The organism is uncultured Porphyromonas sp. (genome assembly GCF_915070105.1).
GTDB lineage: Bacteria > Bacteroidota > Bacteroidia > Bacteroidales > Porphyromonadaceae > Porphyromonas.
Genome location: NZ_CAJZFJ010000048.1, coordinates 1 through 17,187, shown reverse-complemented (window position 1 = coordinate 17,187; position 17,187 = coordinate 1). Strand labels below are relative to the sequence as shown.

The 17,187-nt window shown below is 53.2% G+C and carries 15 protein-coding genes; 12 read left to right on the top strand and 3 right to left on the bottom strand.

Annotated elements, in window-relative coordinates:
* Together QZ554_RS05990 and QZ554_RS05985 are read left to right on the top strand one after the other, a co-directional pair.
* Nucleotides 1-805, top strand: an 805-nt coding sequence (locus QZ554_RS05990; protein ID WP_297194998.1) for an aminodeoxychorismate synthase component I, incomplete at its 5' end; no start/stop codon positions are given.
* Nucleotides 775-1,413 carry an aminotransferase class IV gene (locus QZ554_RS05985; protein ID WP_297194997.1) on the top strand — a complete coding sequence of 213 codons (639 nt, stop codon included), beginning with the start codon at nt 775-777 and terminating at the stop codon, nt 1,411-1,413. The genes QZ554_RS05990 and QZ554_RS05985, both read left to right, overlap by 31 nt.
* A 46-nt stretch (nt 1,414-1,459) precedes the next feature.
* On the opposite strand, the gene QZ554_RS05980 is transcribed toward QZ554_RS05985, so the two are convergent.
* Complete coding sequence (locus tag QZ554_RS05980; RefSeq protein ID WP_297194994.1) at nt 1,460-3,682, bottom strand: beta-N-acetylglucosaminidase domain-containing protein; 2,223 nt, start codon at nt 3,680-3,682, stop codon at nt 1,460-1,462.
* A gap of 29 nt (nt 3,683-3,711) precedes the next feature.
* Entirely contained in the window at nt 3,712-4,899 is a 1,188-nt protein-coding gene (locus QZ554_RS05975; protein WP_297194992.1) for an AAA family ATPase, read from the bottom strand.
* A gap of 431 nt (nt 4,900-5,330) precedes the next feature.
* On the opposite strand from QZ554_RS05975, the gene QZ554_RS05970 reads away from it, so the two are divergent.
* From QZ554_RS05970 to QZ554_RS05925, 10 genes are all read left to right on the top strand, one after another.
* Complete coding sequence (locus tag QZ554_RS05970; RefSeq protein ID WP_297194991.1) at nt 5,331-5,993, top strand: ATP-binding cassette domain-containing protein; 663 nt, start codon at nt 5,331-5,333, stop codon at nt 5,991-5,993.
* A gap of 33 nt (nt 5,994-6,026) precedes the next feature.
* Entirely contained in the window at nt 6,027-7,358 is a 1,332-nt protein-coding gene (locus QZ554_RS05965; protein WP_297194989.1) for an aspartate kinase, read from the top strand.
* 2 nt (nt 7,359-7,360) lie between these two features.
* Entirely contained in the window at nt 7,361-8,260 is a 900-nt protein-coding gene (gene menA, locus QZ554_RS05960) for a 1,4-dihydroxy-2-naphthoate octaprenyltransferase (protein WP_297194987.1), read from the top strand.
* A gap of 42 nt (nt 8,261-8,302) precedes the next feature.
* Nucleotides 8,303-8,665, top strand: a complete 363-nt coding sequence (locus tag QZ554_RS05955; protein ID WP_297194985.1) for a septum formation initiator family protein — start codon at nt 8,303-8,305, stop codon at nt 8,663-8,665.
* An 11-nt stretch (nt 8,666-8,676) separates the two neighbouring features.
* A complete protein-coding gene (locus QZ554_RS05950; protein WP_297194983.1) occupies nt 8,677-9,033 on the top strand; it encodes a hypothetical protein in 357 nt (118 codons plus the stop codon).
* 22 nt (nt 9,034-9,055) lie between these two features.
* Nucleotides 9,056-10,063, top strand: coding sequence for a pseudouridine synthase (locus QZ554_RS05945; protein WP_297194981.1), 1,008 nt, complete (start codon nt 9,056-9,058; stop codon nt 10,061-10,063).
* A 131-nt stretch (nt 10,064-10,194) separates the two neighbouring features.
* Complete coding sequence (locus QZ554_RS05940; RefSeq protein ID WP_297195000.1) at nt 10,195-12,216, top strand: cytochrome c biogenesis protein CcdA; 2,022 nt, start codon at nt 10,195-10,197, stop codon at nt 12,214-12,216.
* Nucleotide 12,217: 1 nt separating this feature from the next.
* Nucleotides 12,218-13,012 (top strand): nucleoside triphosphate pyrophosphohydrolase, encoded by a 795-nt coding sequence (gene mazG, locus QZ554_RS05935; protein WP_297194979.1) that lies wholly within the window; start codon nt 12,218-12,220, stop codon nt 13,010-13,012.
* 119 nt (nt 13,013-13,131) lie between these two features.
* Nucleotides 13,132-14,211, top strand: coding sequence for a glycosyltransferase family 4 protein (locus QZ554_RS05930; protein WP_297194977.1), 1,080 nt, complete (start codon nt 13,132-13,134; stop codon nt 14,209-14,211).
* 164 nt (nt 14,212-14,375) lie between these two features.
* Complete coding sequence (locus QZ554_RS05925) at nt 14,376-14,996, top strand: porin family protein (protein WP_297194975.1); 621 nt, start codon at nt 14,376-14,378, stop codon at nt 14,994-14,996.
* 566 nt (nt 14,997-15,562) lie between these two features.
* Here QZ554_RS05925 and QZ554_RS05920 read toward each other — a convergent pair.
* Nucleotides 15,563-16,945 carry an MATE family efflux transporter gene (locus QZ554_RS05920; RefSeq protein ID WP_297194973.1) on the bottom strand — a complete coding sequence of 461 codons (1,383 nt, stop codon included), beginning with the start codon at nt 16,943-16,945 and terminating at the stop codon, nt 15,563-15,565.
* Nucleotides 16,946-17,187: the final 242 nt, after the last annotated feature.

The following is a 17,187-nucleotide window of genomic DNA, read 5'->3' as shown; positions in this document are numbered from 1 at the left end:
CCCTGAGGCTTCCGTAGCTCCAGTAGAGCTATCGCTAGAGCCAGAGGACTACGCTTCCTATCTAAGTCGATATGAGATTATCCATAGGGGTTTGCTAAGGGGCGATAGCTTCCTCTCCAACCTTACTCTGCGAACCCCCATCACTTGTCAGGCGAGTCTAGAGCAGATTTACCTCACTTCGCAGGCAAGGTATAGAGTACTACTGCCCGGGCGGTTTGTATCGTTCTCACCAGAGTGCTTTGTCTCGATACGTGAGGGTAAGATCAGTACGCACCCTATGAAGGGAACTATTGATGCCACCCTGCCTGATGCGGCAGAGCGTCTTCGTACGGACTACAAGGAAGGCTGTGAGCACTGCACCATAGTCGATCTGATGCGTAACGATCTAAATCGTGTGGCGACAGAGGTAGAGGTGGCTAGATTTAAGTACCTCACCCGCCTGCACACTTCTCGGGGAGACCTCCTTCAGATGAGCTCAGAGATACGGGGGCGGATTCAACCTAAGTATCTAGGGGCTCTCGGGGACTTGTTGCTTGAGCTACTACCTGCAGGTTCGATCAGTGGAGCCCCAAAGGAGAAGACAGTAGAACTCATACGCCAAGCGGAGGATAGCCCGAGAGGTTTCTACACGGGAGTGTGCGGGTATTATGATGGTTCAGAGCTAGACTCAGCGGTGCTGATCCGCTATATTGAGCAGGATTACTCTGGGCAACTCTACTATCGATCAGGTGGAGGTGTCACGATTAATAGCCAGCCAAAGGACGAATACGAGGAGTGTATACAGAAAATCTATATCCCCCAATAACCTTCATCGATACCCTTCGATACGAGAGCGGAGCTTTCGTTGATCTTCCTCGCCACCTAGAGCGCATTCGTGCTACGGCTTTGGCTCATGGAGGACATATAGGTGTTGATTTGGTCGAGCAGGCATTATGCTCATCTGCTCCGGAGTCGTTGGAGCTCTTTCGGGTAACCCTCTACTATAACAGGGAGGAGGTACTCGAGGTGCGAAGTATTCCCTACCATCGCAGACAGATCCAGAGGCTTCGTCTGTGTAAGCTCCCCGAGGATTTCTCTTATCGCTATAAGTATGCTGATCGTAGCTTCTTCCTAAGTGTAGGGCAAGGGCTATCATCGGAAGAGGAAGTACTCTTTGTCCGCTCTGATGGGAGTCTTACAGACACGACCTACACCAACATCCTGCTGGAGCTACCCAAAGGTGACCTAATAACACCCTCGCAACCTCTACTGAAGGGCACTCAACTAAGTCGTCTACTAGAGCAGGGAAAGGTACAGGAGCAGGCGGGGCTAACATGTGAAGACCTTCGTCGTAGCCGTAGGATATACCTTATCAATGCCATGATGCCCCTAGAGGAGGCAATTACCCTTACACCAAACCAAATAATATACTAAGGGCGAAGGCTATTCGCCCCCGCCCTTAGCTCTCTAGTTAATCTGTCTATTCCCTAGGTTGTAGCTCGAGGATGTAGTCCTCGGGCTTGACAGCCTTGCGGTAGATGATCTGAAGCTTTCCGTCCTTTAGTCCCCAGATGTATCCTAGTGCCTCCTTGGCATTCTGTAGGGCAAAGTGTCCCTTGTCATTGCGGTGGAGTACGAAGGAGTCTCTGAGGTTATCTGCACTGCGGGTAAGCTTGAGCGAAGAGTTGAGACGCTGTTGATCCTGTGCGTTGGTGATGATATAGTTGCCACTCTCTTGGTCTAGGGAGATGCTCCATACCTGACGCTGAGGGTTGATGCTATCTGCCTCTGCTACGAGCTGTACACCTTCAGTTGTATTGGTAAGGTAGGCACCTTGGACACGTATGTAGTAGGAGCCTGCTTCGATAAGTGAAGTTGGTAGCTTATCTACCTCGTAGGTATGGGTCTTGCGGTAGCCGGAGTAGAGCTGTCTCTTGAACCAAGCGAGGAAGGGAGCTATGACTTGGTCTGCAGGCTTAGGGTAAGGAGCGTTCAGAGAGCCAGGGAAGTCACGTGAGCGTATAGCTCCTTGCTTGCTTTCGATGCTCTGTAGCTCTTTGTAGCTAGCCATGAACTCCTCAGCTTTGCCCTTAGCCAGTAGGCGCTGCATACGCAGAAGTAGTCCCCCTTGCTGAGCCATGTGGTGGTAGACTTCTACCCAAGGACGGAGTTCCTTGCTTAGGGCTTCGTTTGTCTTGTCTGCGAGGAGAATGGTGGCATCCTCTGCCATGGTACGGAAGCGATCTTGTAGCTTACTCCATGCGATGCGATCCACGTGTCCCTCGAGTAGGCTTTCCTTAAAGCGGGCGATGACGGGGGCTATATCTCGGGACTCACCCTGTAGTCGGAAGCGATGGCCATTGGCACCAGGATCGACGTTGTCCTGAGCGAAGTGGCGGAAGGCCTCTGTCGAGTGAGGGTAAAGTTCCTTGACGGCACCTTCCCAAGCACGGTCTGCATCATAAGCCTTCATATTCCATAGGTAATCCGCTACACCGAATACTCCGACTTTGGATGCCTCTGCGTACTCCATAGGGTTTGCCACAAAGCCACTAACCAGCTGGTCGATGTCGGAGGCATTTCCTCGCATGGGGCCTAGGAGGATGTGATCCACTGCAAAGTCTGTCACTGGATAGTTAAGCCAGATATATCCCTTGCGGCGGATACGAGCATTGACATACTCCATCGTTTCTCGGTCGATCATGGTGACGACGGTCTTTCCTGTCCACATGATCTCGATCTTAGGATTCATCTTCGTGCCTAAGATATCGAGGTAGGCACCCTTGGCCCATGCTTGGTTGTACTGCGTGGGGCATAGGATGAGCGAGCCGATCTTCATACCGGTCTTCTCGAAGTGCTCGTAGAGGTAGTTGAGGAGCTCTGCCTGATGGTGAGCGGACTCATCGTCTGCACTTATATCGTCAAAGAAGACTGCGAAGGAGCGTACACCTAGGCGATACATATCCTCACACTTGCGTACGACAGCCTTGCGATCCTCTTCGGTCCACTTGATGTCTAGTCCAGGATGGATTGCCCAGACGAAGCGTACACCTCTCTGGTGTGCCTGTGTGACGAGCTCGGAGATACGCTTGCGCTCCTGCTCGGGGTACAGCTCCCGCCACTTGTCTCTGTGGTAGGGGTCATCCTTTGGGCCATATATATAGGTATTGAGCTTGGTGCGTCCGTAGAACTTGAACTGCTCGATGCGGTCGCTATGGCTATAAGGGTTGCCGTAGAATCCCTCGACTACCCCACGTAGTCCTACGCTAGGATAGTCAGTGATCTTGCAGTAAGGTACCTGATTGGATGCGAGGAGCTGTCGGAGGCTTTGCAGTCCATAGTAGAGCCCTACTGAGTCTGCACCCACGAGGGTGATCCCCCTAGAGTTGACCTCTAGGTAGTAGCTCTCATCCTGAGTAGGTACCTTGGTGCGGTAGCTGCTGAGTCTAGGGTCAGTCTTTAGCCCAAGGCGTAGATTAGCCTTGGCATATAGCCCCTTGCTCTCTCTGATCTGTGTGAGGGTGAGGGTATCTAGCCTCTGGCGCAGCTGTCGCAGGGGTGTGCTCATCTTGAGCCATCCTAGACTCTCTGTGACTTGTTGCGGTCGTGGGTATAGCTCGGGGATGAGACTCTGAGCCTCCAGAGAGCCTGCGATGAGTGCACTCATTAGAGGGAGAGCCCATGATGGGCGTATACGTGTCATGCGATACAATGTATAGGGTTAAAAGGAAATCAGTATAGGAAGCCGAAGAGCCATACGGGGATGGTCTTGTCTCGGCTTAGGTCACCCTGCTCTAGCACGTAGTAGCGGTCACTGCGGTAACGTCCGCCGAGCTCAGACTCGATCTGTACTGGGTACTTACCATCTATCTCGAATAGAGCTATCGAGGAACGTGAGGCTAGGCGAAACTCGTGTCCCTTGCTTATCTGATTGAAGACAAATGTCCTCAGGAGCTCCGAGCGGTCGGGCTCATCTTCCGAGAGAGCCTTGTAGAGGTTGGGGTTGCCAAGGTAGATCATGGCAGGCTTCTTCGTATCGGTCTCGTCTACTCGGAAGGTAGGACGCAGTACACGGGCATCCGATAGATAGCGGATGTAGTTCATCACCGTTGTCCGTGAGGTCTCTATCTCGTTGGCAAGCTGGGAGACGTTGAGCATCGACAAGGGGGGCTGCTGGGCAAGGAGGAAGATCAGCTTGCGGAGCTTATGCAGGAGTCGCTGCTCGAGTTGCTTGATGAAGAGCAGGTCGACCTCTAGGGTCATGTTGAGGGTCTTCAGCAGGTTCTCCGAGTAGAGCCTTGACTCGAGATGGAAGGGGTAGTAGCCATACTCCAGATACCGATCCATCCATAGGGCTGGATTGACGGAACGCGTGATCTCTCCTACGACCTCCTGGGTACGCTCCATGATATCCTCTAGGGTAAAGGTCGGTAGGACAATCCCATTATCTAGGTGGATGAATTCCCGTAAAGAGAACCCAGCGAGGTGATAGATCGATGTGATAGCTGCCAGCTCTGGGTCTTCCTCATCTAGGTTCATAACCGCCGAGGCGGTGAAGACGATATGTAGGGTGGGGTAGATGCGGTAGCATTGCTTGAACTCCTCCTTCCAGTTGGGGTACTTAAAGACTTGGTCTAGGAGGAGTGTTCGCCCTCCACCCTGGATAAAGCTCCCCGCAAAGTCCACAAGGGAATGAGTAGTGAAGCGGAATTGGTTGAGGTTGATGTAGAGACACTCTGGCGAGGTAGGTGCGAAGTGCCTACGAGCATAGTCGAGTAGGAATGTCGTCTTTCCTACGCCACGTGATCCCTTGATACCGATGATGCGTTGACTCCAGTCAATCTCATCCATTAGCCTGCGTTGCAGACCAGCACGACCATGTCTTAGTAGGTAGGTGTGAGTACGATGTAGGTTGTCCACTTCTTCCTTATTTTGTTGATAGCTTTCTCCTCTAGCCCTGATATCCTTCCAGAGCATGTCAGGCCGAGGGTGTATGTTTGGCAAAAATAACCCTTTCCTAGCGAATAACAAGCCTTTAGCAACGCTAAGTCACCCCAATCTGCCTCGGTTGCAAACTTTACTTCCAAGGCCTATGTGTTCGGTGTATGTGTGAGTGGGTGTTCTTAAGGGATGCTTTTGTACTCAAAGAGGTGCTAGGGGAACCTCATCGGAGGTAGCGAGGGCACCTCTCGTGAGGTACTGAGGGTACCTTGAGTGAGGTTTCCCCGATGCCTCAAGGGGAGAAGGCGGGGCGCTGGCTGGCTCTTCTTATGGGGGATGAGGGATGGTTCGCTCTAAGTACGTCACTTTGTGTATCTTTGTGAGCATACAATAAAAGAATGCAGAATTAGATGGCAGAAGCAACGCCTATATTAGACTTTCAGAGTGTCCAGATCGCTCGGCATGAGCATATCATCTTTGAGGACTTTAGCCTTCAGCTGGCAGCAGGTGAGTTTGTCTACCTAACAGGCCCTGTCGGTATAGGTAAGAGTACCTTACTGAAGACGATCTATGCCGAGGTCCCCATCAAGCAAGGACACGCTAGAGTCTTAGACATTGATCTGGTTAAGATCTCACGTAGGATGCTGCCCGCCCTAAGGCGCAGGATAGGAATTGTCTTTCAGGACTTCAGGCTTCTCCCTGATCAAGATGTCTACAGCAACCTCGACATCATCCTACGTGCCTTCGGCGTCAGCCGAGGGGCAGACCGCAAGGCTAGGATACAGGAGGCTCTCCACGAGGTGGGACTAGAGCGTAAGGACTACAAGTACCCACACGAGCTATCAGGGGGAGAGCAGCAGCGTGTCTGCATCGCACGTGCCCTCATCGGGAATCCAGACCTTATCCTAGCCGATGAGCCTACGGGCAACCTAGACGTGGAGAATGGCCTCGCTACAGTCGAGCTCCTACATCACGTAGCAAAGGAACGAGGGACAGCCGTCCTCATGGCTACCCACAATAGGGTCGTCCTAGAGCGATTCCCTGCGCGATGTATCGAGATGGAAGACCTCTAACGTATCCGGCAAAGAACAAAGAAGTATCGATAGGTGAAAGTAATGAAGTTTGGAGGCACATCAGTAGCCTCCGCCCAGCGTATCCAGCACGTAGCTGACCTCATCACAGCTACTGACGAGCCCAAGGTAGTAGTGCTCTCTGCTATGGCAGGTACGACGAATGCCCTAGTGGAGATCGGTCGCCAACTGATGGCACATCACCGGCATGAGGCTCTGACCATCCTAACGAAGCTCAAACATAAGTATGAGGAGGAGACCCGTCTGCTCTTCCCCGAAGCCAAGAGCTATGATAAGGCATGGACACTGGTCAATGAGACTTTCTTCTTCCTAGAACAAATCTGTTATGCCGAGACCTTCACTCTCTTTGATGAGAAGAAGATCTTGGCTCGTGGAGAGCTCCTGAGTACGGCTATGATGCTGCGCCACCTTGCCGATAGAGGTGTCCATGCTGTAGGCTTGCCCGCTCTGGAGTACATGCGGACAGACAAGCAGGCCGAGCCCGATGAAGCCTTCATCGAACGTCACCTAAGGAGTCTAATCAGCCATGCCCCACAGGGCACTCGACTCTTCATCACAGAGGGCTACATCTGTCGCAATGCATTTGGAGACATTGATAACCTACAACGTGGGGGAAGTGACTACACTGCTACCCTAGTGGGAGCAGCACTCATGGCCGATGAGATCCAGATCTGGACGGACATCGATGGTATGCATAACAATGATCCACGCTACGTGGATGCTACCTCGCCTGTGCGCCGTCTCCACTTCGAGGAGGCCTCTGAACTCGCTTACTTCGGAGCGAAGATTCTTCATCCTACTTGTATCCAGCCAGCCAAGAAACGTAGTATCCCAGTTCGTCTGCTGAATACGCTAGTACCCGAGGCTCCCGGTACCCTGATCTCGCTAGATACGGAAAAGGATATCATCAAGGCCGTAGCGGCAAAGGATGGTATCACGATGATCCGTATCCGCAGTAACCATCAGCTCTCTCACTGGAGCTTCATGGGCAAGGTATTCTCCCTCTTTGAGCACCACTGCATCCCCATAGATATGATTGCCTCTACCGAGGTCTCTATCTCGCTGACTATCGAGCGGCCAACCCTGCCCGATTCCCTACGTAGTGGGCTTCTCCAGCTAGGGGCTATAGAAGTAGAGCATGACCTGACGATCGTATGCGTGGTGGGAGATCTTGAGTGGGAGAATATCGGCTTTGAAGCACAGATCCTCAATGCCCTAAGTGAGATCCCCATCCGAATGATCTCCTATGGTGGGAGTGACTATAACCTAACGGTACTGGTCGAGGCCGAGGATAAACGGCGAACACTACTCGCCCTAAGTGAACACCTCTTCAGACGTAACTCCTAGCGATGAGTGTAGCACCACCTCCCTCCCGTACAGCCCTATGGCTCGGGCTTACTCGCCCGCGTACCCTCTTCTCGGGGCTTAGCTCTGTGCTGGTGGCTCTCTTCTATGCCGCTAGCCTAGGTGCACTCGACTGGGTGAAGGCTGTGCTACTGATCGTCGTAGCTATCTCTGCTCAGATCGGGAGTAACATCGCTAATGATCTCATTGACTATCGGAAGGGGGCAGATACCCAAGAGCGGACGGGACCCCTGCGCCCCCTCTCTAAGGGACTGCTCACAGAGCGAGAGGTACGATGTGCGTTGTACCTTAGCTTACTCTTCCTAGTCGGTGCTGGGGTTGCCTTGGTCGCACTATCCTCGTGGTGGCTGATCCTCGTAGGGGTATTCGTCGTCCTCGGGATCTTTGCTTATTCGGGAGGCCCTTACCCGCTCTCTTATCATGGGCTAGGGGATGTCGCAGTTCTCGTTTTCTTTGGATGGGTACCGACGGTAACGAGCTTCTATATCCTTAGGGGGACGGTGATGGACCTGACCCTTTGGCATCTAGCCACAGCCATAGGACTGGCGAGTGTGAATATACTTGTCGTCAATAACTATCGGGATGTAGAGGAGGATCGTAAGGTCGGTAAGCGAACACTCATAGTACGTATGGGACGGGACTTCGCTCCCCGCTTTTACCTCACTCTCGGGTTGCTCTCTATGGGCTTACTCTACCCGATCTTCTCCTTTTGGGGGATGCTTCTGTTGCTCCCATACGTCTTTCTCTTTACCCATGCGCACCGAGCTCTACAGACAGCGCAGGGTGCAGAGCTTAATCGAGTCTTAGGTTTGACGGCTAGGAATGTCTTCTTCCTCGCGCTACTAGTGGGAGCAATGCTCCTCTTACAGGACTGTGTCGTGTGAACAACCTATGGATATCGACTATTCTAGCAGTATATATTGATCATGGCATTACCTCAGGACGCCTCTCGTGACTATATTAGAGCCCGCTATCAGGCGCTTATAGGATTTGGTCGCCGCCACTCGTGGCTCCGCTACGTATTAGTAGGGGCAGTCACGATTGTCTTTACCCTCTTCATAGGGGAGCGCACGATCTTCTCCTATATGAGACACAAGGAGCGAAAGGCCTTCCTAGAGAAGGAGTATAACTACTATCGTCCCCGATACGAAGCCGACAGCGCTCGCCTCAGTGAGATCCGCAACAATCCAGAGCTTATCGAGCGCATCGCTCGGGAGAAGTACTATATGCATGCACCTGGAGAAGAACTCTTCGTAATAGCACCTCCTGAGCAGACGCAAGATAAATAACTAGATGAAATATGGACAAGAAGTATAAGTACCTATATATAGTCAGCGTCCTAATGCTCCTCTCGGGGGCAGCCCTAGCGATGACTCGGCACACGGCCTTCGATGTGCTCTATACCCTAGGAGGGGTAGGCTATACCTTGTACTATATATTAGCCCCGCTGAGGGATCAGCCTCGGTTGGTACGCCGTGTCGCACGTATGGGGGTCTTCTCTGGGCTACTCTTTACGCTCTCTGGTGTGGCTCGCTTCGGACTCTTCGATGCCTATGGACAGAATGCCTGGCTCGTCTTCCTAGTCCTCGGACTAGTGTATATGTGCTATGGCAATATCCTGCTCTATATCGGAGATAAGAAATCAAAACAGCAATAACCTCGGAATATCCTCCATCAGAATGGATAAACAGATAAAGAAACCTACTGAGACAAGGACGAAGCAGCGAGTCTCCGTCCCTGGTAGTAGAAAGCAACTCCTGAAGCTGACAGTGGCTGAGGAGGGGACTCTTCTGCCCTTCTTGATCGCTTCTCTCTCAGATAAGAGTCGGACTACGATCAAACAACTCCTCCATGACCGCTTTATCTCGGTTAATGGAGAGCCCACGACGCAGTTTGATACCCCGCTTAAGGGGGGGGATGTCGTCAGCCTTCATCCCAACCCTCTGCCTAGTCGGCTCGTACACCCACAGATCGACATCATCTACCAAGATGAGTACTTGATCATCATTCGCAAGGCTGCAGGTATCCCCACCGTAGCTAGCGGCGAAGAGAAGGATAAGACTGCCCTGCGTCTGCTCTCGGAGCATCTAAAGACCTTCAACCCTCAGGCTAAGGTCTACCACGTCACTCGACTAGATAAGGACAGCGCAGGCTTTGTCGTCTTCACTAAGAGCAGGGAGCTACAGACCCGACTGAGTGAGGAGTGGCAGAAGTATTGTCGCCGTCAGCAGTTCGCCGTGGTGACAGAGAGACAGCCTAACCCAAGTGAAGGTCTCCTCGTACCTGCCTCCGATAGCAAGGCTCAGGAGGAGCAGGGTCGTCGAGGACGCTCCCGTACGACAGAGGATACACTTGGGGCTGGACGTGCCTCCTACCGCACTCTTGCCACAGGAGAGACCCGTAGTCTCCTCTCGGTGGATCTTATCTCGGGGCGCAATAACCGCCTTCGTCGTCAGTTTGCCTCTCTCCGTTGTCCCATTGTCGGGGACTGGCGTAATGGCTCATCGGAGAAGGAGCTGGGGTACGTAGCCCTAGAGGGTATTCACCTAAGCCTCGTCCATCCAGTGACAAGTGAAGAGCTAGACTTTAGCCAGCCTATACCGCCTCTCTTCCGTAAACTCCTGCGTACGAATACGTCACCTAGGAGCGTTAAGAGAGCGAAGCCACGGCAGGGACGTGGTAAGTAGTACCGCTGGAAGCCCTCAATGTATAGACCAACATTTTGCACAAATCATAAATTATGAAGACTAAACACAAGCCCTCGCGCTCTCTCCTTCGTTACCTAAGGAGGAGTGCTCTCGGTGTAGCACTTGCCTTCATGGCGCTCACAGGTGCACAAGCACAGATCTTGCGTGACATCGTCAGCTGGACACGTACTGTAGAGGATAACTCACCTACGGAGAAGACGATCGTCCTGACGGCAAGCATCAAGCCCAACTGGCACCTCTATGCCACAGAGCTACCTGCAGGTGGTCCTACCCCCACACACCTTCTCGTGGACAAGATCTCTGGCGCAGAGCTTGTCGGTAAGCTTACCTCTGATGCTAAGCCCATAGAGAAGTATGATCCTAACTTCGAGATGACCCTTCGCTTCTTTAGCGGAAAGGTCTCCTTCCGTCAGAAGATACGCATTACTGACCCCAAGAAGTTTGCCTTCGAGGGGGCTATTCGCCACATGGCCTGCGATGATGAGCGTTGCCTCACACCTAGTAACTGGGATTTCTCCGTTCAAGCTAAGGATCTCGGTAAGCTCTCTGAGGCTGCTCCTGCTGCTACCACAGAGACTCCAGCACCCCAAGATGCTACCCCTAGCGTGGGGGAGCCCTCAGCCGATAGCGCTGCATCTGCCCCAGATACGCTATCGGTGGACCAAGGGATGGCCAAGGATGCTGTCTCAGATCTGTGGGCACCTGTGATACCAGAGTTAAAGGCTTATGGTGACAAGGCTCTTACTCAGGCTGATGGTTCTCTATGGATGCTCCTAGTAGGGGGCTTCCTAGGAGGGCTCGTTGCCCTCGTCACCCCATGTGTATGGCCTATGATCCCAATGACGGTTAGCTTCTTCCTCAAGCGTTCTAAGGATCGCAAGAAGGGGATCCGTGATGCTATACTCTACGGGATCTCGATCATCGTTATCTACGTGGCTCTAGGGCTGGCTGTCTCGGCTGCCTTTGGTGCAAGTGCATTGAATGACCTAGCGACGAATGCGTACTTCAATATTGCCTTCTTCCTCCTACTCGTCTTCTTTGCCATCTCCTTCTTCGGGGCATTCGAGCTTGTCCTCCCCGCATCATGGACGAGCAAGATGGACCAAAAGGCCGACTCTGCCTCTGGCCTGGTGAGCATCTTCTTCATGGCCTTCACCCTGTCTCTCGTCTCCTTCTCCTGCACCGGCCCTATCATCGGGACACTGCTGGTACAGGCAGCGACGTCCTCCTCGGGGATCTTGGCTCCTGCTATAGGGATGCTTGGCTTTGCTCTAGCACTTGCCCTTCCCTTCACACTCTTCGCCATCTTCCCGAATCTCCTGCAGTCCATGCCAAAGAGTGGTGGGTGGCTCAACTCTGTGAAGGTCGTACTAGCCTTCATTGAGCTCGCTCTCGCCCTGAAGTTCCTCTCTGTCGCAGACCTAGCTTACGGATGGCACATCCTAGACCGTGAGGTCTTCCTCTCGCTCTGGATCGTGATCTTCACTCTGCTCGGACTGTATCTGATTGGTAAGATTCGCTTCCCTCACGATACCCCTCAGGAGAAGACTCCTATACCAGCCCTTTTCCTAGCGATCGTCTCGTTTGCCTTTGCGCTCTATATGGTGCCAGGGCTCGTGGGAGCACCTCTTCGTGCTATCAGTGCCTTCTCTCCTCCGCTGAGCACGCAGGATCTCAATCTCTATAAGGGTGAGGTACACGCTCAGTTCTCAGACTATGAGACGGGTATGGCCTATGCTAAGCAGGTAGGTAAGCCTGTGATCATAGACTTCTCGGGCTATGGTTGTGTGAACTGCCGTAAGATGGAGGCCTCCGTATGGACTGATGCTAATGTCAAGGCCACCCTCGACAACGACTATGTCCTCATCACCCTCATGGTCGATGAGAAGACGGCACTACCAGAGACTATCGAGGTCGAGGAGGCAGGTAAGAAGGTCAAGCTACGTACGATCGGCGACAAGTGGAGCTATCTACAGCGCATGAAGTTCGGTGCTAATGCCCAGCCCTTCTATGTCCTACTGGATAACGAGGGTAAGCCTCTTGCCTCCTCCTATGCTTACAACGAAGATGTACCTGCCTATATGGACTTCCTCAAGAGTGGTCTAGCGGAGTACACAGCTCGCAAGAAGTAAGATGTCGCATACAAGAGAAGAGAAGCTCGCAGCCTTCAGCCGTCTACTAGACGTGCTGGAGCGCCTGCGTGCCGAGTGCCCTTGGGATAGGGAGCAGACCAACGAGAGCCTTCGTACGAATACCATCGAGGAGGTCTATGAGCTCTCCGATGCCCTCCTCAGGGGAGAGCCCGAGGAGATCAAGAAAGAACTCGGGGATGTCCTCCTGCATATCGTCTTCTACAGCCGTATAGGTGAGGAGAAGGGACTCTACGATATCGCCGATGTCTCGCATGCGCTCTGTGATAAGCTCATCTACCGTCATCCCCATGTCTATGGGGAGGCTACGGCCGAGAGCACAGATATAGTCCTAGAGCGATGGGAAGAGCTCAAGCAAAAGGAGAAGGATGGTAACAAGACCGTCCTCTGGGGTGTCCCAGATTCCCTACCTACCCTCATCAAGGCCTATCGCATACAGGATAAGGCTCGTGGTGTGGGCTTCGACTGGGAGAAGCCCGAGGACGTCTGGGCTAAGGTCGAGGAGGAGCTCCAGGAGCTTCGTGAGGCCGTAGCTCACCACGATGCTGATGCCATGGAGGCAGAGCTCGGGGACTTCCTCTTCAGTGTGATCAATGCTGCACGTAAGTATAAGATCAATCCCGACAATGCCCTTAGCCGTACGAATGAGAAGTTTATTCATCGCTTCGGCTATATAGAGGCAAAAGCCAAGGAGCAGGGGCGCTCGATCAAGGATATGACCCTTGGCGAGATGGATGCCTTCTGGGAGGAGGCAAAGGCTCTCGAGCCTAAGGCTTAGTCTTCCCCTCTCGATATGCTACTATCTAGCTACTGACCTCACTACACCATTGCCCTCTGATGATCTAGGGGTGAGGTGTGGTGAGGTCTGCTTTTTGTATCTCTCCTATCCAAGTATAGATGTCTTATCCAGCGACCAATATTCGTCTACTCATCACTCATCGTGAGGCCGATGAGTCTACGATCATCCTAGCGGAGGGGCTTGCGGCTCTCCCAGACTTCGAGGTATACATGACTCGGGAGGGTATCGCCTCAGCTGTCGTTGAGCGAGGGGTGACCTACCTGCCCAGCCCCCCGATCACGGGCAAGGTGAACCTATCGGTGTGTCGTCTCCTGCGCCGATATATGCGCCAGTACCACTTCACGCACACCTACTCCCCGGGTAGTTCGGGGCTATCGAATGCACTCCTAGCGACCCTATTCTCCTCGGTGAAGAATATAGCCTACCGGGGGACGGGAGCTCGTATTCGTCGTACGGATCCCACTTACTACCTCGGTATCCTGAACCCGCGGGTACATCATATCGTCTGTGAGACGGAGCATGTGGCTGCCTACCTACGTACTTTCTTCTCTCCATCCAAGCTCACGGTGGCGACCAAGCCCTTCTCTCTGCCCTGGGCTGATCAAGCTCTCCGCTCTCCCATTGAGCTGCCCGAGCTACAGGGGAAGTCACTGCGTCTGGTGATGGTCGCCAACAATAGGGGGCGTCCCTTTAAGGGGCTACACACCCTACTAGAGGCCATGCTACTACTCCGAGATGATAGGATCGGACTAACGCTAGTGGGAGACTATGATGAGCAGGAGCGGCTCTTCGTCCAGTCTAGCCCGATTGCCCCCAATATCCTTTTCCTAGGCGAGCGACCAGAGGCTATGCGCTATATGGCTGCCTCCGATGTCTATGTCCTTCCGAGCTGGCGTGATGCCTCTCCACGTGTCGTACGTGAGGCGATGTCTCTGTCTCTGCCCACGATCGTCAGTGACATCCCGGGTAGTAGGGACTTGATCCTGCCAGGTGAGACGGGGCTACTCGCACCAGCCCAAGATCCCGAAGCGTTGGCTAAGGCTATCCTTTGGATGCTAGAGCATCCCGAGGAGCGTAGAGCTATGGGGCGTCTAGGACGTGAGCGTATAGCACGTGACTTCAGCCCCGAGCGTTATACGGAGATCTTCGCCTACCTCTTCCGCTCTCTAGCTGTCTAACTCTTCACATGAGTCCTCCAGGTGGGGACTAACGCTTGTTTATCCTGCTAGTTGCTAAGGGGGACTTATACCATCTAATGGACTTCCTCCGTTTACCTAGGGTAACAAGATGTATATCATACATGGGGCTATGCCCCTAATAACTTCAGACTAAGAACAACAAGATGAAGAAACTATTTGCAATGGCTGTACTCCTCTTCTCGACGCTAGGGATCAGTGCTCAGAGCTTCGGGATCAAGGGGGGTATCGGCTACTCCACACTCAACGGTGGTAAGATGAACGGTGCCGAGATGAAGGGACGTGGGAGCTTCTACGCAGGGGCTTTCATCGAACTTCCGATGACCTCCTTCCTAGCTCTACAGCCCGAGGTAATCTACTCGCAGCAGGGCGCTAAGTGGGAAGCAACGCACCTAGGACAGACGGTCTCCCTACAGCTCAAGACCAGCTATATCAATGTCCCCGTGATGGCTAAGCTCAAGCTCGGGAACCTCTCCCTCATGGCTGGACCTCAGCTGGGCTTCCTCGTCGGAACGCCCACGCAAGAGATCGCCCTCAATAACAACTCTGTGAAGCTCAATAAGGACACCTTTGCCTCGCTTGACTTCGGTGTCGGTGCAGGGGTTGAGTTCCTGATCACCAAGGGGGTATTACTCGACCTTCGCTATACGCATGGGTTGATCAATACGCTTGATAAGAACAACTCTTCACTGAAGCAGCTCCAGATCAGTGATAAGAATAACTTCAAGAACGCTACGCTTACCCTAGGTCTAGGTCTCAAGATCTAACCCACTCCGTAAGTCTTAGCACTGGGTAGCCCACCTCACTCTGGTACACTAGGCCAGAGAGAGGTGGGCTTACTATTTGGGGTGTGTCGGGAAGAGGACTAATTAGCTTTGGGCTGTCTCGGGCGTAGGTGGCTGGAGCGAAGGATATGCTCCTTCTGTAGCACGCTCTGTATCGGATATTCTAGGAGGGTGAGAGAGGACATACCGAGAGGGGGGAAGAGAACACGTAATGCTCGCTCTCGTCACCTTACATAGGTGATGGGAGCGAGCATTACGTGTCCTCTTTTAGGGGGATTATATGACCTTGGGTGGGGGCTTGGAGAGGTTGTTATTCCCGAGGTGTGAGGTCGTTCCTAGAGCTGTGGTGTATCGGGATGGATACTTCCCTCCACTCATATCTGATAGCAGAGTGCGTAGTGTCGCACATCTATGATAGCCTTGCATCGGAGTCCTCTGTGGTGTCCCTAGGAGGTAGCAGAGGGGGTAGCAAGCTACTAGGGGAGTGCGTAGCTCTATTCGCTGTCGAGTGGATACCCGAATTCTTGTCCTAGAGGAGGGTATGGGCTCTATCTCGTGATCTGGTAGAACCGCTTATATAGGAAGATCCCCAGCAGGAGGAGGCTGATCGGGAAGGAGCTCCATATAGCCGTGAGCCTCAGCCCTGCATCCTCGATACCCATGAGGAATCCAAAGATATAGGAGAGCAAAGGAGCGAGTATGAGGTGAATAGCACAGGCATAGAGGGTCATGCGCTTGACATCCTCCATACCTCTTAGGGCATTGCCATAGATTACTTGTAGGGCATCTCCGGGTTGGTAGAGCGCCATAGGGATGACTGCTACGGAGGTCATCAGGATGACGGCTGGGTCGTCACTGAAGATATACCCGACCTGGTGCCTTAGGACGAGTAGCCCGAGCATGACCACTAGGGCTGTGCCCTCCGCTAGAGCGAGAGCTATAACGGCGGTCTGCCTTGCCCGTCTCTTGTCCCCTGTGCTGTGGGCACGGCTCACGAGTATCGTCGTGGCTGCTCCTAGCCCATAGTAGACGAGGTAGCCGAGTAGAGTCAGGGTGACTAGGATCTGATGTACAGCTAGGGCATCTACTCCTAGAGGGGTGACCAATAGGATAGCGAAGGCCCATGCTCCTGCCTCTACTCCCATCTGCACCCCGATGGGTAAACCCAGTCGGAAGAGACGCTGTATGTAGGGGGTACGCCAGCCTCGCTCCCGGAAGGCCCGGTAGGGTGTCCTGAGGTCTTGACTTCGGCGCAGGACATAGACTAGGGCGATGAGCATATAGATTCGGGCTAGTAGGGTAGAGAGTCCCGCCCCGAAGAGCCCAAGTTCGGGAGCTCCCAGCTCGCCGAATATCAGGAGGTAGTTGCCTAGTATGTTCAGCGCATTCGAACTTAGGATGATCCACATCGGTACCCTCGTACGTCCGATCCCGTCAAAGAACTGCTTGAGAGCTCCCGAAGCCATGAAGACGGCGAACGAGATGAGCTGTAGGATGAAGTAGGATCGTACCTGAGGGAGGAGGTGCGGTGGTAGCTTGAACTGCCCGAGCAGGGTATAGATCACGAGCAGAGCGAGGGTGAGTGCTCCGCCTACCCAGAGGTTTAGTAGACTACTATGTCGCAGTAGTCTCCCTAGTCGTGGCTGATCTCCTCGTGCAAAGGAGCTGGAGATGAGTGGTGTGAGCCCATAAGTGAAGCCCATACCTAGGACGAAGAAGACGGAGAAGATGTTATTGACGAACGAGGCGGAGGCTAGGGCATCCGTATGGTATTTGCCGACCATGATGTTGTCGGCGAAGTTCACCGTGATAATCCCTAGCTGTCCTAGGATGATCGGTGTACCTATGCGGAGTAGCTCCGCAAGTGAACTGCGGCGCTCGCTCCATCGACTGCCCGTAGGCTCAATGTGTAAGTCTCTATTATCTCCCATACTTATGCCCACAAAGGTAGCTATTGTACACTGACTATCTAGCCTGCTACCCTAATCTAGGGGACTAAGTAACCTCTCCTATGTCAGAGTGAATGCCCCGTCAGTGTGATAGACCTAAGAGCCTAGATCGGGATACTCTACCCGAGGATGCCTAGGGGACTAAGCAACCTCTCCTATGTCAGAGTGGATGCCCCGTCAGTGTGATAGACCTAAGAGCCTAGATCGGGATACTCTACCCGAGG

Coding starts and splice junctions, on each gene's coding strand:
- QZ554_RS05945 (WP_297194981.1), top strand. CDS start 9,056: ATGGATAAACAGATAAAGAAACCTACTGAGACAAGGACGAAGCAGCGA.
- menA (WP_297194987.1), top strand. CDS start 7,361: ATGAGTGTAGCACCACCTCCCTCCCGTACAGCCCTATGGCTCGGGCTT.
- QZ554_RS05955 (WP_297194985.1), top strand. CDS start 8,303: ATGGCATTACCTCAGGACGCCTCTCGTGACTATATTAGAGCCCGCTAT.
- QZ554_RS05980 (WP_297194994.1), bottom strand. CDS start 3,682: ATGACACGTATACGCCCATCATGGGCTCTCCCTCTAATGAGTGCACTC.
- QZ554_RS05925 (WP_297194975.1), top strand. CDS start 14,376: ATGAAGAAACTATTTGCAATGGCTGTACTCCTCTTCTCGACGCTAGGG.
- QZ554_RS05930 (WP_297194977.1), top strand. CDS start 13,132: ATGTCTTATCCAGCGACCAATATTCGTCTACTCATCACTCATCGTGAG.
- QZ554_RS05940 (WP_297195000.1), top strand. CDS start 10,195: ATGGCGCTCACAGGTGCACAAGCACAGATCTTGCGTGACATCGTCAGC.
- QZ554_RS05950 (WP_297194983.1), top strand. CDS start 8,677: ATGGACAAGAAGTATAAGTACCTATATATAGTCAGCGTCCTAATGCTC.
- mazG (WP_297194979.1), top strand. CDS start 12,218: ATGTCGCATACAAGAGAAGAGAAGCTCGCAGCCTTCAGCCGTCTACTA.
- QZ554_RS05920 (WP_297194973.1), bottom strand. CDS start 16,945: ATGGGAGATAATAGAGACTTACACATTGAGCCTACGGGCAGTCGATGG.
- QZ554_RS05970 (WP_297194991.1), top strand. CDS start 5,331: ATGGCAGAAGCAACGCCTATATTAGACTTTCAGAGTGTCCAGATCGCT.